Below are 23,220 nucleotides of genomic sequence, written 5' to 3'. Positions count from 1 at the left end.
TTTCCTCGACGACCTGTCCGGCTCAGGCCGGACGCGAAAAATCCGCGTAGTGTAGGGCAAGCGCCGCCGGATCAAAAGTACCCATCCGGCGGCGCGTGCAGGTCAGGAGTTCTTGACGACGATATTGGGGAACTTGTGGGTCATGTCCTTGGCCTTTTCGGCCACGCGCACGGCCACTTTCCGCGCGATTTCGCGGTAGATGCCGGCGATGCGCCCGTCGGGATCGGCGATCACGGTCGGTGTGCCGCCGTCGGCCTCCTTGCGGATCTGCAGGTCGAGCGGCAGCGCGCCGAGGAAGGGGATCTTGTAGTCGGCGCACAGCTTTTCGCCGCCGCCGGTGCCGAAGATCGGTTCCTCGTGGCCGCAGTTCGAGCAGATGTGGATGCTCATGTTCTCGACGATACCGACGATGGGCACGCCGACCTTCTCGAACATCTTGAGGCCCTTGCGTGCGTCGAGGAGAGCGATGTCCTGCGGCGTCGTGACGATGACGGCGCCGGTGAGCGGGACGCTCTGCGACAGGGTGAGCTGGATGTCGCCGGTGCCCGGCGGCATGTCGATGACGAGGTAGTCGAGATCCTTCCAGTTCGTCTCCTTGAGCAGCTGGTTGAGCGCCTGGGTGGCCATGGGGCCGCGCCACACCATCGGCGTCTCGACGTCGACGAGGAAGCCGATCGACATCGCCTGCAGCCCGTGCGCCTCGAGCGGCTCCATCGTCTTGCCGTCGAGCGAGTGCGGCTTGTGTTCGCCGATACCCAGCATCTGCGGCTGCGACGGACCATAGATGTCGGCATCGAGGATACCCACGCGCGCACCTTCCGCCGCGAGGGCCAATGCGAGGTTCGCCGCCGTCGTGCTCTTGCCGACGCCCCCCTTGCCGGACGCCACCGCGATGATGTTCTTCACACCGGGCAGCAGTTTCACGCCCTGTTGCACGGAGTGGGCGACAATCTTGCTACCGATCCGGACGTCGACCTGCTCGACGCCCTGCAAGGTGCGGACTGCACCGATGGCGAGGTCGCGGATCATGGCCTGTTGCGTCTTGGCCGGGTAGCCCAATTCGATCTCGAAACCCACGCTTCCGCCGGACACCTGGAGATTCCGGATGCACCGGGATGACACGAGGTCCTTGCCGGTATTCGGGTCGACGACGGTTTTCAGCACTTCGGTAACGGACTCGGGGGTGAGACTCATGACTGGCTTCCTCGAAAATCACGGGCCCGCGAACGGGGCGACAAGAATTACATCATACCGAAGGCGGCGCCGACGCTCACCCTCGGACGCGAAAGGGTCATTGCGCGGGTGTCAACGCGGTAAAATCCGCGCCTCGCGAGATTGCCCGTCATCAAGGACCTCATTCAAAGCATGACCCGATTTCAGGCATTGATGCTTCCGGCGCTGATAGCGCTCCTTTCCGCATGTGCGACCCCGACCGAACCGACCGAAGCGCATCCCGAACGGTCGTCCGCACCGCAGCCGACCCCGCGGACGGAGGGCGGCCATCTTCCCAAGGTGGACTGGAACACCGAACGCGCCCGCATTGCACGCGCGTTGAGCGGCGCGAGCGACCTGTCGGTCATCACCCGCAACGACGGCAACCTCCAGGTGCTGATCCCCGGGGCGGAGGCTTTCGCGCGCGACGGCGTCGAGCCGCGCGCGAGCCTCAGGGCGACACTCGATCGCGTTGCCGCGGTGCTCGCCGAAAAGCCGGAAACGGAGATCCTGGTCCTGGGCCACACCGACGGCGTCGGCAGCGAGCTGCACAACATGCAGCTTTCCATCCGTCGCGCCGAGGCAGTCGTCGAGTACTTGCGCACGCACGGCATTGCCCTGACGCGCCTGCAGGCGGACGGCCGCGGCGAGACCGAACCGTTCGCCGACAACGGCACGGAAGCGGGGCGCGCCAAGAATCGCCGCGTGGAGATCATCGTCCGTCCGTTCGCCCGATAGGCCTTTGGTCGCACCCGTACCGGGGATAAGGGCGCGTGCGTTTGTTACACTCCCGTTTTCGATTTCTCTGACCGAACATGTCCCGCAAGATCCTTGTCACCAACGCCCTGCCCTACGCCAACGGCGACATCCACCTCGGCCATCTGGTCGGCTACATCCAGGGCGACATCTGGGTGCGCTACCAGCGCATGCGCGGGAACACGGTGCATTACGTCTGCGCGGACGACACGCACGGCACGCCGATCATGCTGCGCGCGGAAAAGGAAGGGATCACGCCGGAAACGCTGATCGGCCGCGTGCATGGCGAGCATCTGCGCGATTTCACCGATTTCGGCGTCGGCTTCGACAACTACCACAGCACGCACAGCGAGGAGAACCGCGCGTACGCCGAGGAGGTGTACAAGCGCCTGACGGCCGCGAAGCTGATCGAGACGCGCTCGATCGAGCAGTTCTACGATCCGGTGAAGGAGATGTTCCTGCCGGACCGCTTCATCAAGGGCGAGTGCCCCAAGTGCGGCGCGGCGGATCAGTACGGTGACAACTGCGAGGTGTGCGGCGCGGCGTATGCGCCGACCGAGCTGAAAAACCCGTACTCGGCCGTGTCGGGCGCGAAACCGGTGCTGAGGACCTCCGAGCACTACTTCTTCCGCCTGTCCGACCCGCGCGCGGTCGCCTTCCTGCGTGAATGGACGCGCGGCACGAACGCGGCCGGCACCCGTCGCCTGCAGGCCGAGGCGGCCAACAAGATGAAGGAATGGCTCGGCGAAGCGGGCCAGGAAGGCGAGAACACGCTGTCGGACTGGGACATTTCGCGCGACGCGCCGTATTTCGGCTTCGAGATTCCCGGTGCGCCGGGCAAGTATTTCTACGTCTGGCTGGACGCGCCGATCGGCTACCTGGCGAGCTTCCGCAACCTCGCCGACAAGCGCGGCGACATCGTCGTCGAAGACTTCGTCGAGGCCGCGCGCGCCGAGGCCGCCGGCACCGAAATGGTCCACTTCATCGGCAAGGACATCCTCTACTTCCACGCCCTGTTCTGGCCCGCGATGCTGCAGTTCGCCGGCCTGCGCACGCCCTCGCAGCTGTGCGTGAACGGTTTCCTGACCGTCGACGGCGCGAAGATGAGCAAGAGCCGCGGCACTTTCATCACGGCGCGCTCGTACGTGACCCAGGGCCTGAACCCGGAGTGGCTGCGTTATTACTTCGCGACCAAGTCGAACGGCACGATGGAAGACGTCGACCTGAACCTCGACGACATGATCGCGAAGGTGAATTCGGATCTCGTCGGCAAGTACGTGAATATCGCCAGCCGCTGTGCGGGCTTCATCACGAAGCGCTTCGGCGGCAAGCTCGGGACAGCCGATGCGGCCGCGACGGCCGCGTTCAAGTCCGCCTTCGAGGCCGGGACCATCGCCCAGGCCTACGAGGAGCGCGACTACGGCCGCGCGCTGCGCGAGATCATGCATCTGGCGGATCTCGCCAACCAGTACGTGAATGACCAGAAGCCGTGGGAACTCGCCAAGCAGGAAGGGCGCGAGGCCGATCTGCACGTCGTGTGCAGCACCGCGCTGACGCTCTTCCGCGACCTCACGCTGTACCTGAAGCCGGTGCTGCCGACGCTCGCCGCCAAGGTCGAGGCTTTCCTCGCGATCGGCACGCTGGGCTGGCAGGGTGAATGGCAGGCGCTGCCCGCGGGCCACGCGGTCAACGTCTACGCACACCTGATGACGCGCGTCGAGCGCAAGCAGATCGACGCGCTGCTCGAGGCCAACCGCGAATCGCTCGCACCGGCGGCCGCGGCGCCCGCAGCCAAGACCGCGTCGTCGCAGCAGCGCCATGCGAAAAAACAGCAGCACGAGGCCCAGGCTGCCGAAACCGCGTCGCCGCACATCTCGATCGACGACTTCACCAAGGTCGACCTGCGCATCGCGCGAATCGTCGGTGCCGAACACGTGGACGGTGCGGACAAGCTGATCCGCCTGCAACTCGACATCGGCGAGGACAAGCCGCGGCAGGTGTTCGCGGGCATCAAGTCGGCCTACGACCCGGCGGCGCTCGTCGGGCGCCTGACCGTGATGGTGGCCAACCTCGCGCCGCGCAAGATGAAGTTCGGCATGAGCGAGGGCATGGTCCTCGCGGCGTCCGATGCGGACGGCAAGACCGGCGGCCTCTACATCCTGTCGCCGGATGCCGGCGCCGTCGCGGGGATGCGCGTCAAGTAGGGCGACGGAACCGAGCCCGATGCCCCTCACTCCCTCGAAACGCTGGATCGTGCGGCTGCGCACGGCGCCCGGACGCTGGTATTGCACCAGCGCTTCGGACACGCAACGGCATAGAGAGGAATCGAGGAAGCATCGTGATCAATTTTCGCCCCAAACTGTTTGACACCCTGCCCGGCTACGGGCGGGGCCCCTTCACGCAGGACCTGTCGGCCGGCATCACCGTCGGCGTGCTTGCGCTCCCGCTGGCGATGGCCTTCGCCATTGCCTCCGGCATGAGCCCGACCGCGGGCATCTGGACGTCCATCGTCGCCGGTTTCCTGATTGCGGCCCTGGGTGGCTCGAAAGTGCAGATCGGCGGCCCGACCGGCGCGTTCATCCCCATCATCTACGCGATCGTCGTCGACTACGGTGTCCAGAACCTGCTGATCGCGACGATGATGTCCGGAATGCTGCTGCTCGCGATGGGAGCCTTCCGCCTCGGAAGCATGATCCGTTTCATCCCCGTTTCGGTCGTGATCGGCTTCACCAACGGGATTGCGGTCGTGATCTTCATCTCGCAGGTGAAGGACTTCCTCGGCCTGTCGATCGACAAGATGCCAGGGGAATTCTTCGGCAAGATGGAAGCGCTGCTGGGTGCTGCGCACACGATCCATCTTCCCACGGTCGCGGTATCCGTCGCCTCGCTTGCGGTGCTGCTGGGCTGGAACCGCATGGCGACCCGCGTGGCGTGGATGCGCCGCCTGCCCGGTCCGCTGGCGGTCCTGATCATCGCGACGGCAATCAACGGATTCGTCCACTTTCCCGTCGATACGATCGGCAGCCGCTTCGGGGGCATTCCCCAGGAGATCCCGCCCTTCGGCCTGCCCGCGCTGTCGCTCGGCACGCTCGGCAAGCTGATCGCACCGGCGCTGACGATCGCCCTGCTCGGCGCCATCGAATCGCTGTTGTCCGCGCGCGTCGCCGACAACCAGATCGACGACCGGCACGATCCCAACCAGGAACTGATGGCCCAAGGGATCGCGAACGTTGTGGCACCGCTGTTCGGCGGCTTCGCTGCAACCGGCGCAATCGCGCGCACCGCGACCAACATCCGCTCCGGCGGACGCACCCCCATCGCGGGGATGGTCCATTCGCTGGTGCTTCTGGCCGTGGTGCTGGCACTCGCTCCGCTCGCCAGCTACATCCCGCTCGGAACGCTGTCCGCAGTCGTCGTCATCGTTTCGGTCAACATGGGCGAATGGCACGCTTTCGCGTGGAAGGACCTGACCCGCTATTCACGCCAGTACCGCATCATCCTGCTGGGTACCTTCTTCGTGACGGTCGTGTTCGACCTCACGCTGGCGGTCGAGCTCGGCATGGTGCTTGCGAGCCTGTTCTTCATCTATCGCATGTCCGACCTGACACGGGTGGAGCGCATCGCGCTCGAGGAACATTACGGCGTCGAAGCGCTGTCGCGCAACGACGGCACGCCACGCCTCCTTGCCTATCGGGTGTTCGGCAGCCTGTTCTTCGGCGCTGCGAACAAGCTCGAGAACCTCATGCTGATGCAGGACGGCCATCCCGACGCGATGATCCTCGACATGGAGAAGGTCATCAACATCGACACGACCGGCCTCGACATGCTGCAGGCACTGCATCGCGCGCTGGAAAAACGTGGCACCCAGCTGATCCTGTGCGACCTGAACGAACAACCTGCCTCGATCGTCCAACGCTCGGGGTTCGGCGAAGTCCTCGGCACCGACTATCTCGCCGGGAACATCACGGACGCACTGCTGCGCGCGCAGCGCTGCGGCCCGCGCGACGCGGAGGTAGCCTATGCATGAAGCGGATTACGTCGTGCGTCACCTGATGATCCGGGGGCGCGTCCAGGGCGTCGCCTTCCGCGCGAGCGCGCAGGTCGAGGCCGAGCGCCTGAGCCTGCATGGCTGGGTGCGCAACCGCACGGACGGCCGCGTCGAGGCCCTTGTCGCCGGGTCCCTGGCGGCCGTCGATGATTTCGTCCGCTGGGCCCACCAGGGCCCTGCACATGCCCGGGTGGATGGTGTCGAGATCGGCAGCGGCGAACGGCCGGAGCAGTTGCGCTTCCTGATGCTCCCAACAGTGTAATCGCCGGGCCGGTTCCGGCGCTCGCGCACCTATCCCCCCAATGCGTCCTATCGAGGGAGGGCGAATCGCGACCCTCGCGACCGTCGCAATAGAAAATTTCTATCGCAGGGTCAAGGGAAAGACAATTGGAACTTTCCGAATCATGGCAACATAATCCTCCGGTCATTCAACCACTCTGGAGACGTCTAACATGGCAGTCCTCGTCGGCAAGAAGGCCCCGGATTTCACCGCCAGCGCGGTTCTCGGCAACAACGAAATCACCAACATCACGTTCTCGGAAGTCACCAAGGGCAAATACGCGGTGGTGTTCTTCTATCCGCTCGACTTCACGTTCGTGTGCCCGTCCGAACTGATCGCGTTCGATCATCGTCTGGAAGAGTTCAAGAAGCGCGGCGTCGAAGTGCTGGGCGTTTCGATCGACAGCCAGTTCACCCACCTCGCGTGGAAGAACACCCCGGTCAACAACGGCGGCATCGGCCAGGTCCGATACACCCTGGTTGCCGACGTGAAGCACGAGATCTGCCGTGCTTATGACGTCGAAGCCGAAGGCGGCGTCGCGTTCCGCGGCTCCTTCCTCATCGACAAGAACGGCGTCGTGCGCCACCAGGTCGTCAACGATCTGCCGCTGGGCCGCAACATCGACGAGATGATCCGCATGGTCGATGCGCTGCAGTTCACCGAAGAGCATGGCGAAGTCTGCCCGGCCGGCTGGAACAAGGGTAAGGCCGGCATGAAGGCCAGCACCAGCGGTGTTGCGGAGTACCTGGCGCAGCACGCCGAAGCGCTCTGATCGCGGCCCTGCCCGCGGATTGAGCATCGAAAGGCCGCGCCCGCGAGGGCAGCGGCCTTTTTCATGAGCGCTCAGTTCGGATACAGGACTTCGACGGCGCCGGGCGGCAGCCACTCGCGCAGGCTGTCGAGCAGGGCATCGTCCAGGCGTACGCGCCAGCCCGCCCCGAGCGGAAGTTCCCCCTCGGCCTGATCGTTGCGGTAGCGCAGGGAGATCGGGCAGACGCCATCGCGGAAAGGCGTCAGCAGGGTTTCCAGCTTGTCTGCGGCCGCGGCGGCACTGCCGGCGCGCTTCACTTCGCCATTGACCGTCAGTTGCAGCGCCTTCGCAAAGCGCGAGCGGGCTTCGCCCAAGGTCATCAGCCGGTCGGCAATGATGCGCAGGCCGCCCGTGAAGTCGTCGTTGCTGACCTTGCCTTCGACGACGAGTACCTCGTCGGTGACGATCCTGGTCCGGTTCGCGTCGAACACCTCGGAGAACACCGACACCTCGCGCACCTGGCTGCCATCATCGAGCACGACGAAGGCCATCTTGCCGCGGTTGGTCATCTTCGTGCGCACATCCATCACGACGCCCGCGAGCATCGCGAGATCCCGCGACGGCTCGAGCTGCGAGAGGGGGCGCCGGACGAAGCGCCGCACCTCCTCCTTGAAGCTGTTGAACGGATGGCCGGAGAGGAAGAAGCCGATCGCAAGCTTCTCCTCCTTCAGCCGCTCGCGCTCCGTCCACGGGCGCACGCTCACGTATTCGGGCGCCGCCCCGGCCGCCTCGGGCACCAGATCGAACAGGCCGCCCTGCATCGCGTTCGCCGCCGCCTGCTCGGCCGCTTCCATCGCGAGGCTCACGGTCGCGAGCAACCTCGCACGGTCGGCGGTACCGCTGGGTTCGATCAGATCGAACGCCCCCGAGCGGATCAGCGCCTCGATCACGCGGCGATTGACCATGCGCCGGTCGACGCGCGCGCAGAAATCGAACAGGTCCTTGAACGGGCCGCCGGACTGACGGGCGGCGAGGATAGAGCGCACCGCGGGCTCGCCGACGCCTTTCACCGCACCGAGGCCGTAGCGGATCGTCTTGCGGTCGGTCGGCACGAAGCGGAAATCGGACGCGTTGACGTCCGGCGGCAGGATCTTGATGCCGTTGGCGATCGAGTCCTCGAAGAAGATCTTGATCGTGTCGGTGTTGTCGAGGTCGGCGGACATCGTCGCGGCCATGAAGGCCGCGCAGTGGTGCGCCTTGAGCCACGCGGTGTGGTAGGTGACGACCGCGTAGGCGGCGGTGTGCGACTTGTTGAAGCCGTACTCCGCAAACTTCGTCATCAGGTCGAAGAGCTGCTCGGCGAGCGCCGGGTCGTAGCCCTTCTGCTTCGCACCGGCGGCGATCGTCTCGCGGTGCTTGGCCATCTCGTCGGCCTTCTTCTTGCCCATCGCGCGGCGCAGCATGTCGGCGCCGCCGAGCGTGTAGCCGCCGATGATCTGCGAGATCTGCATCACCTGTTCCTGATACACGATCACGCCGTAGGTCGGCTCGAGGCAGGGCTTGAGATCCGGGTGGAAGTAGTCGATTTCCTGCTGGCCCTTCTTGCGCAGGATAAAGTCGTCCACCATGCCCGAGCCGAGCGGGCCCGGACGATAGAGCGCGAGCACCGCGATGATGTCCTCGAAGCGGTCGGGCGCGAGCTTCTTGAGGAGCTTCTTCATCCCGTCCGATTCCACCTGGAAGATCGCGGTGGTGTTCGCATCCTTCAGGATCTGGTAAGCCGCCGGGTCGCTAAAAGGCAGCGCGGCGAGGTCGGGTTTCTCGCCGGTAAGACGCTCGACGTAGTCGACGGCGAGTTCGATGATGGTCAGGTTGCGCAGGCCGAGGAAGTCGAACTTCACGAGGCCGACGGCCTCGACGTCGTCCTTGTCGAACTGCGATACGGGGGTCGCGTCGTCGCCGTCGGCGATGTACAGCGGGCAGAAATCAGTGAGCTTGCCCGGCGCGATCAGCACGCCGCCCGCGTGCATGCCGACGTTACGCGACAGGCCTTCGAGCGGCTCGGCCAAGCCCCACAGCTCCTGCACCGATTCGCCGTCGTTGCCGTCTTGCATCATCTCGCCGATCTGCGGTTCCATCTCATAGGCCTTCGCCAGCGAGACGGGTTTCGCGCCCTCGATCGGGATGAGCTTCGACAGCCGGTCACACAGGCCGTAAGGCAGATCGAGCACGCGACCGACGTCGCGCACGACGGCTTTCGAGGCCATCGTGCCGAAGGTCGCGATCTGGCTGACCGCGTCCTTGCCGTAGCGCTCGCGCACGTACTCGATGACGCGGTAGCGGTTGTCCTGGCAGAAGTCGATGTCGAAGTCGGGCATCGACACGCGTTCGGGGTTCAGGAAGCGCTCGAACAGCAGCGCGTAGGCGAGCGGGTCGAGGTCGGTGATGCGCAGGCTGTACGCGACGAGAGAACCGGCACCCGAACCCCGGCCGGGTCCGACCGGCACGCCGTTCTGCTTGCCCCAGTTGATGAAGTCGGCAACGATCAGGAAGTAGCCGGGGAAGCCCATCTGGATGATGGTATCGGTCTCGAACTTCAGCCGCGCCTCGTAGGTCGGGCGCTGGCGCTCACGTTCCGCATCGTCCGGATACAGTTCCTTCAGGCGCACTTCGAGCCCGGCCTTCGCCTCGGCGATGAGGAAATCGTCGAGCGTCATGCCTTCCGGCGTCGGGAACTGCGGCAGGAAGTTCTTGCCGAGCTGCACGGTGAGCGAGCAGCGACGCGCGATCTCGACCGAGTTCTCGAGCGCTTCGGGGAGGTCGGCGAAGAGCTCGCACATCTCGGCCTGGCTCTTGAGGTACTGCTCCTCGGTGTAGTCGCGCGGACGGCGCTTGTCGGCCAGCACGTACCCCTGCGCGATACACACGCGCGCCTCGTGCGCCTTGAAGTCCTCGCGCTTGAGGAACTGCACGGGATGCGTCGCGACCACCGGCAGTCCAAGCCTGCCGGCGAGCTGGACGGCCTGACGCACGTACGCCTCGGCGCCGGCATGCCCCGCGCGTTGCAGTTCGATGTAGAAAGCCTCCGGGAACAGCGCAGCCCATTCCGCGGCGAGGCGCTCGGCGAGCTCGACGTTGCCGTTCCCCAGCGCCTGGCCGACATCGCCGTCGCGTGCGCCCGACAGGCACAGCAGCTCGGAGGCAGCACCGTCGGCAAACCATTCGCGGCGCATCTCCGCGCGACCGCGGTACTTGTTGTCGAGATAGGCCCGGGTGAGCAGCTCGCACACCTGCCCGTAGCCCTTGCGGTTCTTGCAGATCAGCAGAACGCGGAAGGGCTTGTCGCGGTCGGTGTCGTTGGTGATCCAGGCGTCCACGCCGATGATGGGCTTCATGCCCTTGCCGCGCGCGCCCTTGTAGAACTTGACCATGCCGAACAGGTTGGCAAGGTCCGAAATCCCCAGCGCCGGCATGCCGTCGGCGGCGGCACGTGCAATCGCCTGGTCGATCTGGACAATGCCGTCCGAGATCGAGTATTCGGAGTGCAGGCGGAGGTGGATGAAGCGGGGTTCGTGAGAGGCAGTCATGGGCGAATTTTACCCGATGGCCCACCTCCCCCGAGACCGATTTCGGCCGCGGCCCGGCAGACCGGAGCCGCCCGCGCCCCCCTCCCTCAGCGGCCTCGGGCCGCCTCGCGCGCCTTCATCAGGGACAGCTTGCGCGCCTGATCCGCCTCCAGGATTTCGGTTTGCTGCTCGGGCGTGAGCGGTGCGCCGAGGTCGACCTCCAGTGCCGAAATCAGGCGCGACGCGGCGGACGTGATCCGCCGCTCGTCCGGCATGGCCCGGCGCACCCTGTCCGGCGTGGTGCCCGCGATCCGGGCGACCTCCGCGACAAAGTGATCCTCGATGCGTCGGCTCGCGGCCGAAAGGGAGGCCGTGCGCGCGGGATCCATCGCGGCAGCCGGCCCGGGCTGCGCCGCCGCCTCCGGTGCCGCCGCCGATGCCAGCACGGCCCACAGCGCAAGGAGCGCGGCCCGCGACGTACGGGAACTCCACCTCATGTCGCCCCCACCGTTCAGGGCAGCAGGATCGTCGAACCGGTGGTCCGGCGCGCCTCGAGATCACTGTGCGCCTGCGCCGCATCCCTGAGGGCGTAACGCTGGTTGATCTCGATCCTGACCTTGCCCGATTCCACCACCTCGAAGAGTTCGTTCGCCATCGCCACCAGATCCTCGCGCTTCGCGGTGTAGGCCGCGATGCCCGGGCGCGTGACGTAGAGCGATCCCATCGTGTTCAACAGGCCGAGATCGAACGGGGGAACCGGCCCGGACGCCGCACCGAACAGCACCATCATGCCGAGCGGACGCAGGCAGCGCAGCGAATCCATGAAGGTGTCCTTGCCGATCGAGTCATAGACGACCGGCAGGCCTGCTCCGCCGGTAATCTCGCGGACACGCTCGGCGAATTTCTCGCGCGTGTAGACGATCGGGTGATCGCAGCCGTGCGCCCGAGCCAGTTCGGCCTTCGCGTCGGACCCCACGGTGCCGATCACGGTCGCACCCAGCGCCTTCGCCCACTGACACGCGATCAGCCCGACTCCGCCCGCAGCGGCGTGGATCAGCACCGTGTCGCCCGGCTGGACGCGGTAGGTGCGGCGCAACAGATACTGCGCGGTGAGGCCCTGGAGCATCATCGCCGCGCCCTGCTCGAACGACAGCCCAGCCGGCAGCTTCACGACGCGATGCGCCGGCAGGTTGCGCACCTCCGAATAGGCACCGAGCGGACCGCCGGCATACGCGACCCGATCCCCGGGGGCGAAGTCGGTGACGCCTTCGCCCACCGCCTCGACCACGCCGGCACCTTCGATGCCGAGCCCCGAAGGCAGGGGCATCGGGTAGAGCCCGCTGCGATGATAGGTATCGATGTAGTTCAGGCCGATCGCGTGATGCCGGACCGTCACCTCGCCGGCCCCGGGCGCACCGACATCGACCGTTTCCCACTGGAGCACTTCGGGCCCGCCTGTCTGGTGAAAGCGAATCGCATGAGCCATGTCAAAGTCCTCTGAAAATGTTGCAAGGATTGTAAACGCTGTTAACGGCGGAAGAGCCAGATAAGCAGACTGAGAACGGCAGAAACCAGCAGCCCGGTCGTGATCGGGAAATACAGATCGAAACCGTCACGCTGGATGTGGATGTCCCCCGGCAGGCGGCCGAACGGAATCCTTGCGAGCCACGGCCAGAACAGACCGGCGGCGAGAACGAGAAGGCCGAGGCTGATCAGCAGTTTTTGCATGATCGCTACCTCGGCCTCCCGGAAAATGCGCGCCGGCGGAATCCGCTACCGAACTCCGCCCGCACCGTGCCAGACGCTTACACGGCAGCGCCCGATTGCATGCGCTGCTCGTAGGCGTCGACCACCGAAACGGCCGTAATGTTCACCAGGCGGCGCACCGTCGCCGAAGGCGTCAGGATGTGCACCGGCAGGCGCGCACCCAGCAGCATCGGCCCGATGGAAACGCCGTCGCCGTTGGCCATCTTCATCATGTTGAAGGAGATATTGGCCGCATCGATGTTCGGCATGACGACCAGGTTGGCCTCGCCGACCAGCGTCGACTCGGGATTCACGCGGCAACGGATCTCCGGCGACAGGGCCGAATCGCCGTGCATCTCGCCATCGCACTCGAGGCCCGGGGCGATCTGGCGCAGGATTCCCGCCGCTTCGCGCATCTTGCGTGCGGACGCCGACGTGGAGCTGCCGAAGTTGGAATGCGACACCAGCGCGACGCGCGGCTCGATGCCGAAGCGACGCAGCTCCTCGGCCGCCATGCGGGCGATCTCCGCCACTTCCTCGGCGTTCGGATTCTCGTTCACGTACGGGTCGGTGATCGCGAGCGTGCGCTTGGGCAGCAGCAGCAGGCTCATCGACGCGAAGAGCTTCGCGCCCGGCTTGAGGCCGATCACGTCCTGGACCTGCTTGAAGTGGTAGTCGTAAGTGCCGAAGGTGCCGCACACCAGCGCATCGGCATCGCCACGACGCAGCACCATGCAGCCGATCAGCGTCGTGTCGCGCCGCATCTTGGCCTTCGCCAGCTCGGGCGTCACGCCGTCGCGGCACATCATGCGGTGGTATTCCTGCCACAGCTCCTTGTAGCGCGGGTCGGACTCGGGATTGATGATGTCGAAGTCGCGGCCCGGAACGAGGTTCAGGCCGATCTTCTGGATGCGCATCTCGATCACGCCCGGACGGCCGATGAGGATCGGGCGCGCGATGTTTTCCTCGATGACGACGCGGGCCGCATGCAGGACGCGCTCGTCCTCGCCCTCGGCGTAGACCACGCGCTTGAACTCGGCCGGCACCCGCTTGGCGGCGCCGAACACCGGCTTCATCACGATGCCGGACTGGTACACGAAGTCCGACAGGCTGGCCACATAGGCGCTCAGGTCCGCGATCGGCTTGGTCGCAACGCCCGAGTCCATCGCCGCTTTCGCGACGGCCGGCGCGATCTTGACGATCAGGCGCGGATCGAAGGGCTTGGGAATGATGTACTCGGGGCCGAAGCGCAGGTCGGCGCCGCCGTAGGCCGACGCGACGATGTCGCTCTGCTCCGCCTGGGCCAGTTCGGCGATCGCACGCACGCACGCGAGCTTCATCTCCTCGTTGATCGTCGTCGCGCCGACATCGAGCGCGCCGCGGAAGATGAAGGGGAAACACAGGACGTTATTCACCTGGTTCGGGAAATCCGACCGGCCCGTCGCGATGATGCAGTCCGGACGAACCTTCTTGGCGTCATCCGGCAGGATCTCGGGATTCGGGTTCGCGAGCGCGAAGATCAGCGGCGTATCGGCCATCGACACGACCATTTCCGGCTTCAGCACCCCGGCCGTCGACAGGCCCAGGAACACATCCGCACCGACCATGACGTCGGCGAGCGTGCGCGAATCGGTCTTCTGCGCGTAACGAGCCTTGTTGGCCTCCATGTTCTCTTCGCGACCGACGTAGATCACGCCCTTGGAGTCGCAGACGTATACGTTTTCGCGCTTGAGACCAAGAGCGACCATCAGGTCCAGGCACGCGATTGCCGCAGCACCGGCCCCGGAACACACGAGCTTGACCTTGGCGATGTCCTTGCCGATGACTTTCAGGCCGTTGATGAGGCCGGCGGTGGAGATGATCGCGGTGCCGTGCTGATCGTCATGGAAGACCGGGATCTTCATGCGCTCGCGCAGCTTCTTCTCGATGTAGAAGCACTCGGGCGCCTTGATGTCCTCGAGGTTGATGCCGCCCAGCGTGGGCTCGAGCGACGCGATGATCTCGATCAGCTTGTCCGGGTCGTTCTCCGCCAGTTCGATGTCGAACACGTCGATGCCGGCAAACTTCTTGAACAGGCAGCCCTTGCCTTCCATGACCGGCTTCGACGCGAGCGGGCCGATGTTGCCCAGCCCCAGCACCGCGGTGCCGTTGGTGACGACCGCGACGAGGTTGCCGCGCGAGGTGTATTCGCGCGCGTTCGCCGGATCCTCGACGATCGCGTCGCATGCCGCGGCGACGCCGGGCGAATAGGCCAGCGCCAGGTCGCGCTGGTTGACGAGGCTCTTGGTCGGAACGACCGAAATCTTGCCGCGCGTCGGCGACCGGTGATACTCGAGTGCCGCGGCGATGAAATCCTGATCCATTGTTCTCCCTCTCCGGGTCGGTGAGATGTGTTGTTCCTGTGGTGTCTTTTCCAGCGCGGCGAAAACTTACGCCCGTTCGGGCGTCTCGCCAATTGCGACCATCCGCAGCCATTTGGCATGGTCCGCCCGGCGCTCCCGGAACCGGGAGCCATCGCGCGGAGCGGACAGCGGAGCTCGCACGGCCGGGGCGATCGATGCCCCGCCGATACCGCGCTCGGCGAGGCGCAAGTGTAGCGCAGGTCCATGGGCTTGGGCAGAGGCCGCATAAGGGTAAACCCGATCGCATGCGGATCGCGGCAACGGCCGGCCGCCCGTCGGAAAGCACATCCCGTTCGACATTTTTTGGCACAATCTCACCCGAATCGACAAGGGAAATCCAAGATGCGACGCGTGGTGTTCAATCAGAAGGGCGGAGTCGGCAAATCGACCATTACCTGCAACCTGGCGGCGATCAGCGCCCACCAGGGCAAGCGCACGCTGGTAGTGGATCTCGATCCGCAGGGGAACTCGACCCAGTACCTGCTCGGCATTTCGGGGGAAAACCTGGAAACCACGCTCGCCGACTTCTTCGACCAGACGCTCAATTTCAAGCTCAACCCGAAGAAGAATGAAGAATTCATCGTCGCGAGCCCCTTCCCCAACCTCGACGTGATGCCCTCGCACCCCGGCCTCGAGGATCTGCAGGGCAAGCTCGAATCGCGCTACAAGATCTACAAGCTGCGCGATGCGCTCAACGAACTCTCCGGCGATTACGACGTCATCTACATCGATACCCCGCCGGCGCTGAACTTCTACACCCGCTCGGCGCTGATCGCGGCGGACAGCTGCCTCATCCCCTTCGACTGCGACGAATTCTCGCGGCGCGCGCTGTACGCACTGATCGAGAACGTGCAGGAGATCCAGGCCGACCACAATCGCGACCTTGCGGTCGAAGGCATCGTCGTGAACCAGTTCCAGGCCCGCGCCGGCCTGCCGCAGAAGGTCGTCCAGGAACTCATCGACGAGGGACTGCCGGTGCTTGCGCCCTACCTTTCGGCATCGGTGAAGATCAAGGAATCGCACGAACAGTCGCGTCCGATGATCCACCTCGACCCGAAGCACAAGCTCGCGCAGGAATACCTCGCGCTGCACGACCGGCTCGCACGCACCTACGGAGCCTGACCGCAGCTCGAGACAGCGCCCGGCGTCACACCCGGGCGCTGCACCTCACGCCGGGCTGAGCTTCGCGACGGCCAGCATCAGCCACTTGATTCCGGCCGACCCGAAATTGATCTGCACCCGCGCATCGGCGCCGCTGCCTTCGGCCGCGACGATCACGCCCTGGCCGAACTTCGCATGAGTCACGAGCTGGCCGACGCGCAGGCCGCCGAGATCCTGGCTGCGCGCCGGCGCCTGTGGCGCCCTCGGGGCGAAGCTGCCACGCGCGGGCTCCCCGCGCATCCCCGCCCCGCTGCGCGCGCCCATGCTGCGCGGGTTCGGCGGCGACAGCCACTTCGTCAGCCCTTCGGGAATCTCCTCGAGAAAGCGCGAACGCAGGTTGTAGCGCGTCTGTCCATGCAGCATCCGGCTTTGCGCAAAGCTCACGTACAGCCGCTCGCGCGCCCGCGTGACGGCCACATACATCAGCCGCCGCTCCTCCTCCAGCCCCTCGTTCTCCAGCGCGCTGTTCTCGTGCGGAAACAGCCCCTCCTCCAGCCCGGAGAGGAAAACCACGTCGAACTCCAGCCCCTTCGATGAATGCACGGTCATCAGCTGGACGGCGTCGCTGCCGGCATCGGCCTGATGCTCCCCGGCTTCGAGCGACGCGTGGGCGAGGAAATCGGCGAGCAGTGCATGCGGCTGCGCCAGCGCTTCCGCATCCGCGCCCGACTCGCCGAGGAAGTTCGCCGCCGCGTTGATGAGCTCGTCGAGGTTCTCGAGCCGCTCCTGTCCTTCCTTCTCGCTGCGGTAGAAGTCCCGCAGGCCGCTGGCGTCGAGCACGTGGTCGACAAGCTCGGGCAGCGGCAGGCGCGCGGTGTCGCGGCGCAGATCCTCGATCAGGCGCACGAACTGCGCCAGCACCGTCCCTGGCTTGCCCGACAAGTGCGGCACCGACGAATACAGGCTCGCGTTCCAGGTGCGCGCCGCATCCTGCAGCGCTTCGAGCGAGCGCGCGCCGATGCCACGCGTGGGGAAATTCACGACACGGCTGAACGCCGTATCGTCGTCGGGGTTCGCGATCAGGCGAAGGTAGGCCAGCGCATGCTTGATCTCCTGCCGCTCGAAGAAGCGCAGCCCGCCATAGACGCGATAGGCTATGCCCGCCGAAAAAAGCTGGTGTTCCAGCACCCGCGACTGCGCATTGGAGCGGTACAGCAGCGCGATGTCCGAACGGCTCATGCCGTCGCGCACCAGCGACTGGATCTCCTCGACGATCCAGCGCGCCTCGTCCATGTCCGCATAGGCTTCGAAGATGCGGATCGGTTCGCCCGCACCGCGCTCGGTCCACAGGTTCTTGCCCAGGCGCGCCGTGTTGTGGCGAATGATCGCGTTCGCCGCATCGAGGATATTGCCGTGCGAGCGGTAGTTCTGCTCCAGCCGGATCACGTTGGCAACCTGGAATTCGCGCTCGAAGTCGCGCATGTTCCCGACCTCGGCGCCGCGAAAGCGGTAGATCGACTGGTCGTCGTCGCCCACGCAGAAGAGGCAGGCCGCGCCTTCCGCCCCGTCATCGGCGAGGAGCTTCAGCCAGCGGTACTGCAGGCGGTTCGTGTCCTGGAACTCGTCAACGAGGATGTGCCGAAAGCGGCGCTGGTAATGGCGGCGGATCGGCTCGTTGCGCTCGAGCAACTCGTAGGTGCGCAGCAGCAACTCCGCAAAATCCACAACAGACTCGCGCTGGCACTGCGCCTCATACTCCGCGAAAAGCTCCACCCGGCGACGGGTGTAGTCGTCCCAGGCCTCGACGGCATGTGGGCGCAGACCGGCTTCCTTCTGGGCATTGATGAAATGTTGCAGTTCGCGTGGCGGAAATTTCTCGTCGTCGACATTGAGCGCCTTCAGCAACCGCTTGATCGCGGCGAGCTGATCGCCGGAGTCGAGGATCTGGAACAGCTGCGGCAGCCCTGCGTCGCGGTGGTGGGCACGCAGCAGGCGGTTGCACAGGCCGTGGAAGGTGCCGATCCACATCCCGCGGGCGGAATGGCCGAAGGAAAGCGGCAGCATCGCCGACAGGCGCGCCAGCAGTTCCTTGGCCGCTTTGTTGGTGAAGGTCACGGCCAGCACACCCTGCGGATCGACCTGGCCGGTCTGCACCAGCCACGCGATGCGGGTCGTGAGCACGCGGGTCTTGCCCGAGCCTGCACCGGCAAGGATCAGCGCGTGCTGCGGCGGCAGGGTGACGGCCTGGAGTTGTTCGGGATTGAGATTGGCAAGCAGATCGGACATGCGGGCTTCCTGGTCAGGCCGCGATTCTAACCGGGAGCGGCCCCTTGTTTTCCTCCCGGGTCGTCGTGTCTGGAGCAAAAACGGAACCAAACTGATATCGTTTCAATATTCAACCGTTGCGGCAGCGCAACATGCAGTTGAAAATGTATAACGATCGGCGTAGTTTTGAATTGTGCGCAGCAGCAATCCGTTGAGAAAAATCAAGGAACAGCTCCGCCAAACAGAAGAAAATTGCAACAAATTTCGATGCTGCATCGCATTAACCGCGCCCTACACGGCCGGCTCAAGAGGCCGATCCGCGCGACGCAAGAACTGGCCGACGATGGCCATCAGGAGAACCAGATCATGCAAACCCCAAAACTACTGCCTTGGTATGCCCGCAAGGCCGGCGTAACCATCGAGCGCGCCACGGCGCTCTGGCAGCAGGCCGTGCGCGAGGCAACCGCGACAACGGGATGGGTGGGCAACTCCGAATACTGGGGTGAGGCCATGAGCGCCTTCCAGCGCCTGCTCGAAGCCGAGCGCGCCAGCTTCTGCGCGCCGCGCGTGACCCCGATCGTGCGCTGCCAGAACCGTCTCTGGCGCCTGCCGCTGACCGCGATGGAAGACATGGTCTCCGCCTTTCACGCGAACTGGCAGCGTCACGCAAGCACCCCGCGCAAGGCCGCCTGAACTCCGAACTCCCGCGGCTTACGCCGCGACACCGTCTTCCTCCCTCTCCTTCAAAGGAGATTTCAAGCATCCGGCTCCCTCCGGATGCTTTTTTTTGTCCGCGTGCAGCCGGCCCGGACGTGGCACACAGAGACGCCGCACGAGGCTCAACGGCTTCGCGGTATACTCGCGTGTTTTCCACGTCTCGACTCCCGCCCGCAAATGCAGGACAAATACACCCCCGCCACGGTCGAATCCGCCGCCCAGCAGCACTGGGAAAGCACCCAGGCATTCCGCGTCGCCGAGGATGCGAACAAGCCCAAGTACTACTGTCTGAGCATGTTCCCATACCCGTCGGGCAAGCTGCACATGGGCCATGTGCGCAACTACACGATCGGCGACGTACTCGCGCGCTACCACCGCATGCGCGGCTACAACGTGCTGCAGCCGATGGGCTGGGACGCCTTCGGCATGCCGGCCGAGAACGCCGCGATCCAGAACAACGTGCCGCCCGCGAAGTGGACCTACGCGAACATCGACTACATGAAGACGCAGCTGAAGCGTCTCGGTTTCGCGATCGACTGGGCACGCGAGCTCGCCACCTGCAAGCCGGACTACTACCGCTGGGAACAGTGGCTGTTCACCCGGCTGTACCAGAAGGGCCTGATCTACAAGAAACTCGGCACCGTGAACTGGGACCCGGTCGACGAGACCGTGCTCGCCAACGAGCAGGTGATCGATGGCAAGGGCTGGCGCAGCGGCGCCGTGGTCGAGAAGCGCGAAATCCCGATGTACTACATGAAGATCACCGCCTACGCGGATGAGCTTCTCGACGCGCTCGACGCCCTGCCCGGCTGGCCCGAGCAGGTCAAGCTGATGCAGAAGAACTGGATCGGCCGCTCCGAAGGCGCCGAAGTGCACTTCCCCTACGACTTGTCGACGATTGGCAAGTCGGGCGTGCTGAAGGTATTCACGACCCGTGCCGACACGCTGATGGGCGCGACCTATGTCGCCGTCGCCGCCGAGCACCCGCTGGCGCTGCAGGCGGCGGCGAACAACCCCGAACTCGCCGCCTTCATCGATGAATGCCGCCACGGCGGCGTCGCCGAAGCCGACCTCGCGACGATGGAAAAGAAGGGCATGCCGACCGGCCTGCGCGTGGTCCACCCCATCTCCGGCGAATTCATGGACGTCTGGGTCGCGAACTACGTGCTGATGGGCTACGGCGAAGGCGCGGTGATGGCCGTTCCGGCGCACGACGAGCGCGATTTCGCGTTCGCGACGAAATACCACCTGCCGATCCGCATGGTCGTCGGCTCGACGCGCGACGCCTATGCCGACACCGTCGCACCGTGGCAGGACGCGTACAGCGAGCACGGCCGTCTCGTGAATTCCGGCAAGTACGACGGCCTGCACTTCCAGGACGCCGTCGATGCGATCGCCGCCGATCTTACGGAAAAGGGCCTTGGCGCCAAGCGCACGCAGTACCGCCTGCGCGACTGGGGCATCTCGCGCCAGCGCTACTGGGGCTGCCCGATCCCGATGATCCACTGCGACGACTGCGGCGACGTACCCGTGCCGGACGAGCAATTGCCCGTGGTGCTGCCCGAGAACGTCGAAATCACCGGGCGCGGCTCGCCGCTCGCGAAAATGCCGGAGTTCTACCAGTGCAGTTGCCCGAAGTGCGGCAAGCCGGCCCGTCGCGAGACCGACACGATGGACACCTTCGTCGAATCGTCGTGGTACTTCCTGCGCTACGCCTCGCCCGACAACGACAAGGCCATGGTCGACGGACGCGTGAACTACTGGGCGCCGGTCGACCAGTACATCGGCGGCATCGAGCACGCGATCCTGCATCTGCTGTACTCGCGCTTCTTCACCCGTGCGATGCGCGACGAAGGCCTGGTGAACGTCTCCGAACCCTTCACCAACCTGCTGACGCAGGGCATGGTCGTCGCCGAGACTTACTATCGCGAGGCCGCGGGCGGCAAGAAGCAGTGGATCAATCCTTCCGACGTCCAGATCGAACGTGACGACAAGGGCCGCATCACGGTGGCGAAGCTCGCCGCCGACGGCCAGCCGGTCGTCATCGGCGGCACCGAGAAGATGTCGAAGTCGAAGAACAACGGCGTCGACCCGCAAGCCCTCGTCGACCAGTACGGCGCCGACACGGCACGCCTCTTCATCATCTTCGCCGCGCCGCCGGACCAGCAGCTCGAATGGTCCGATTCGGGCGTCGAAGGCGCCTACCGCTTCCTGCGCCGCGTCTGGGCCTTCGGTCACAGCTTCGTGAACGAAATCCGCGCCCAACTGCCGGGGACGCGCGCACTCGCGACCGGCCAGCTGCCCGAAGCGCTCGCCGCCGTACGCCGCGAGATCCACGGCTGCCTGAAGCAGGCCAACTACGACTTCGGCAAACACCAGTTCAACACCGTCGTCTCGGCGGCGATGAAGACGCTCAACGCACTGGAAAAGGCGCCGCGCGACAGCGCCGCCGCCCACGCCGAGGTCGCCGAGGAAGGGCTGGCCATCCTGCTGCGCCTGCTCGCACCGATCACCCCGCACATCACCCATGCGCTGTGGCAGGACTGCGGTTTCGCCGGCGACGTGCTGAACGCGGCATGGCCCGAACCGTCCGAAGCCGCGCTCAAGCAAGACGAGCTCGACCTCGTGCTGCAGGTCAACGGCAAGCTGCGCGGCAGCATCAAGGTCGCCGCGGGCGCGAGTTCGTCGCAGATCGAAGCCATCGCCCTGGCTTCCGAGGCTGCACACAAGTTCATGGAAGGCAAGCCGCCACGCAAGGTCGTCGTGGTGCCGGGCCGTCTCGTCAACATCGTGGTCTGAGGACGCACGCGGATGACTCCTTCACGCTCCCGCCGCAGCCTGCTGCGGGCCCTTGGCGCCCTCGCGGCGACCACCGCGCTGGCGGGCTGCGGCTTCCAGCTGCGCGGGCCGCGCCCGCTCGCATTCTCGACCATCCACGTCAACGTTACCGCCCAGAGCGACTTCGGCGCCGCACTGCGTCGCCGCATCCGCACTAGCGGCACCACCGAGATCGTCGACGACCCGGCGAAGGCCGACATGCGGCTCGAGATCCTGCGCAACCAGCCCGACCGCGAGATTCTCACCCTCACCGGCGCGGGCAAGGTGCGCGAGTACGAACTGCGTCACGCCCTCACCTTCCGGCTGGTCGATCGCGCGGGCACCGAACGCATCCGCCCGACCACGATCTCGGCCAAGCGCGAATACACCTACGACGACTCGCAGGCGCTCGCCAAGGAACAGGAAGAGGCCCTGCTCTACCGCGACATGCAAGGCGACCTCGTCGACCAGTTGATGCGCCGGCTCGCCGCCTACAAGCCGTGATCCTGCGCCCCGACCAGCTCCCCGCCCTTCTCGACAAGCCGCTCGCCCCGCTCTACCTCCTGCACGGCAACGAACCGCTGCTGGTGCTCGAAGCGGCCGACCTGATCCGCGCCGCGGCGCGCCGTCAGGGCTTCGAGGAACGCGAGACGCTGGTCGTCGGCCAGGGATTCCGCTGGGACAGCCTCAGTGCAGCTGCCGGCAATTTCTCGCTCTTCGGCGGCGCCAAACTCATCGACCTGCGCATTCCGAACGGCAAGCCCGGGCGGGAAGGCGGCGAGGCGCTGCAGCGGCACGCGCGCCGTCCCGGCGATGGCATCGTCACACTGATCACCCTTCCGGAACTCGACTGGGCGGCGCGCAAGGCCACCTGGTTCACCGCACTATGCGATGCCGGAGTCGCCGTCGAGCTGAACGCACCCGAACGCGAACGGCTGCCGGAATGGATCGCCGCACGACTCGCGCGGCAGCACCAGTCCGCCCCCGCTGAAGCCCTCACGTTCATCGCGGACCACGTCGAAGGCAACCTCCTCGCGGCCCACCAGGAAATCCTCAAGCTCGGCCTCCTGCACGGCGAAGCACGCCTCACGCTCGAAGAGGTGCAGGACGCGGTCCTCAACGTTGCGCGCTACGACATCGACAAGCTGCGCCAGGCACTCCTCGAAGGCGACCCGGTGCGCTGCACGCGCCTGCTCGAAGGCCTGCAAGGGGAAGGCGCCGCGCCGCCGCTCGTGCTGTGGGCGCTTGCGAACGAGATCCGCACGCTTGCGAACCTCGCCTCGGGCGTGGCCGCGGGCCAGCAACTCGCGCCCCTGCTCAAGGCCGAGCGCGTTTTCGACGAACGACGCCGTCAGGCCATCCAGCGTGCGCTGCCGCGCCTGAAGGCCGCGAGCCTGCGCGCCGCCCTGCTGCATGCGGCACGCATCGACCGGATCATCAAGGGACTCGTTCCCGGCGACGTGTGGGACGAGTTCCTGCAGCTCACGCTCCGGCTCGTCCGCCACTAGCCGCCCGGCACTGGCCGCACCGCACCGATCGGTGCTTTAATGTTCTTTTGC

General features: G+C 65.7%; 17 protein-coding genes. 10 read left to right on the top strand and 7 right to left on the bottom strand.

The genetic code is table 11. The features are described 5' to 3' along the window. Positions 1-102 precede the first annotated feature (102 nt). Positions 103-1,194 (bottom strand): iron-sulfur cluster carrier protein ApbC, encoded by a 1,092-nt coding sequence (gene apbC / locus GPA22_RS11550; protein ID WP_169256216.1) that lies wholly within the window; start codon positions 1,192-1,194, stop codon positions 103-105. A 171-nt stretch (positions 1,195-1,365) separates the two neighbouring features. On the opposite strand from apbC, the gene GPA22_RS11545 reads away from it, so the two are divergent. From GPA22_RS11545 to GPA22_RS11525, 5 genes are all read left to right on the top strand, one after another. Beyond that, positions 1,366-1,950 (top strand): OmpA family protein, encoded by a 585-nt coding sequence (locus tag GPA22_RS11545; protein WP_169256215.1) that lies wholly within the window; start codon positions 1,366-1,368, stop codon positions 1,948-1,950. A 77-nt stretch (positions 1,951-2,027) separates the two neighbouring features. Next, the gene (metG, locus tag GPA22_RS11540) at positions 2,028-4,172 is read left to right on the top strand and encodes a methionine--tRNA ligase (protein ID WP_169256214.1); all 2,145 of its coding nucleotides are present in this window, start codon (positions 2,028-2,030) and stop codon (positions 4,170-4,172) included. Between the two features lie 131 nt (positions 4,173-4,303). Next, on the top strand, positions 4,304-5,995 hold the full coding sequence (locus tag GPA22_RS11535; protein WP_169256226.1) for a sulfate permease: 1,692 nt from the start codon (positions 4,304-4,306) through the stop codon (positions 5,993-5,995). Beyond that, positions 5,988-6,278 (top strand): acylphosphatase, encoded by a 291-nt coding sequence (locus tag GPA22_RS11530; protein WP_169256213.1) that lies wholly within the window; start codon positions 5,988-5,990, stop codon positions 6,276-6,278. The genes GPA22_RS11535 and GPA22_RS11530 overlap by 8 nt, the downstream gene beginning before the upstream one ends. A gap of 190 nt (positions 6,279-6,468) precedes the next feature. After that, a complete protein-coding gene (locus GPA22_RS11525; protein ID WP_169256212.1) occupies positions 6,469-7,068 on the top strand; it encodes a peroxiredoxin in 600 nt (199 codons plus the stop codon). 71 nt (positions 7,069-7,139) lie between these two features. Here the strand turns inward: GPA22_RS11525 and dnaE are convergent, their stop codons facing one another. The 5 genes from dnaE to GPA22_RS11500 all read right to left on the bottom strand — a co-directional run bounded on the left by dnaE (position 7,140) and on the right by GPA22_RS11500 (position 14,722). Further along, positions 7,140-10,634 (bottom strand): DNA polymerase III subunit alpha, encoded by a 3,495-nt coding sequence (gene dnaE / locus GPA22_RS11520; RefSeq protein WP_169256211.1) that lies wholly within the window; start codon positions 10,632-10,634, stop codon positions 7,140-7,142. 86 nt (positions 10,635-10,720) lie between these two features. Next, entirely contained in the window at positions 10,721-11,110 is a 390-nt protein-coding gene (locus GPA22_RS11515) for a hypothetical protein (protein ID WP_169256210.1), read from the bottom strand. 14 nt (positions 11,111-11,124) lie between these two features. Continuing rightward, positions 11,125-12,099 (bottom strand): quinone oxidoreductase family protein, encoded by a 975-nt coding sequence (locus tag GPA22_RS11510; protein WP_169256209.1) that lies wholly within the window; start codon positions 12,097-12,099, stop codon positions 11,125-11,127. 41 nt (positions 12,100-12,140) lie between these two features. Beyond that, positions 12,141-12,341, bottom strand: coding sequence for a DUF2905 domain-containing protein (locus GPA22_RS11505; protein WP_169256208.1), 201 nt, complete (start codon positions 12,339-12,341; stop codon positions 12,141-12,143). A 77-nt stretch (positions 12,342-12,418) separates the two neighbouring features. Beyond that, the gene (locus tag GPA22_RS11500) at positions 12,419-14,722 is read right to left on the bottom strand and encodes an NADP-dependent malic enzyme (RefSeq protein ID WP_169256207.1); all 2,304 of its coding nucleotides are present in this window, start codon (positions 14,720-14,722) and stop codon (positions 12,419-12,421) included. A 381-nt stretch (positions 14,723-15,103) separates the two neighbouring features. Here GPA22_RS11500 and GPA22_RS11495 point away from each other — a divergent pair, with 381 nt between their 5' ends. Further along, complete coding sequence (locus GPA22_RS11495; RefSeq protein ID WP_169256206.1) at positions 15,104-15,883, top strand: ParA family protein; 780 nt, start codon at positions 15,104-15,106, stop codon at positions 15,881-15,883. Positions 15,884-15,928: 45 nt separating this feature from the next. On the opposite strand, the gene GPA22_RS11490 is transcribed toward GPA22_RS11495, so the two are convergent. After that, positions 15,929-18,148, bottom strand: coding sequence for a UvrD-helicase domain-containing protein (locus tag GPA22_RS11490; protein ID WP_169256205.1), 2,220 nt, complete (start codon positions 18,146-18,148; stop codon positions 15,929-15,931). A gap of 246 nt (positions 18,149-18,394) precedes the next feature. Between GPA22_RS11490 and GPA22_RS11485 the strand changes: the two genes are divergently transcribed. The 4 genes from GPA22_RS11485 to holA all read left to right on the top strand — a co-directional run bounded on the left by GPA22_RS11485 (position 18,395) and on the right by holA (position 23,169). Then, on the top strand, positions 18,395-18,820 hold the full coding sequence (locus GPA22_RS11485) for a hypothetical protein (RefSeq protein WP_246264268.1): 426 nt from the start codon (positions 18,395-18,397) through the stop codon (positions 18,818-18,820). Between the two features lie 201 nt (positions 18,821-19,021). Beyond that, entirely contained in the window at positions 19,022-21,643 is a 2,622-nt protein-coding gene (gene leuS / locus GPA22_RS11480) for a leucine--tRNA ligase (protein ID WP_169256203.1), read from the top strand. 12 nt (positions 21,644-21,655) lie between these two features. Beyond that, entirely contained in the window at positions 21,656-22,165 is a 510-nt protein-coding gene (locus GPA22_RS11475; protein ID WP_169256202.1) for an LPS-assembly lipoprotein LptE, read from the top strand. Continuing rightward, the gene (gene holA / locus GPA22_RS11470) at positions 22,162-23,169 is read left to right on the top strand and encodes a DNA polymerase III subunit delta (protein ID WP_169256201.1); all 1,008 of its coding nucleotides are present in this window, start codon (positions 22,162-22,164) and stop codon (positions 23,167-23,169) included. The genes GPA22_RS11475 and holA overlap by 4 nt, the downstream gene beginning before the upstream one ends. The last annotated feature ends 51 nt before the right edge of the window (positions 23,170-23,220 follow it).

This window comes from Aromatoleum toluvorans (genome assembly GCF_012910905.1).
GTDB classification, from domain to species: Bacteria; Pseudomonadota; Gammaproteobacteria; order Burkholderiales; family Rhodocyclaceae; genus Aromatoleum; species Aromatoleum toluvorans.
This window is presented reverse-complemented; position numbering and strand designations above follow the sequence as displayed.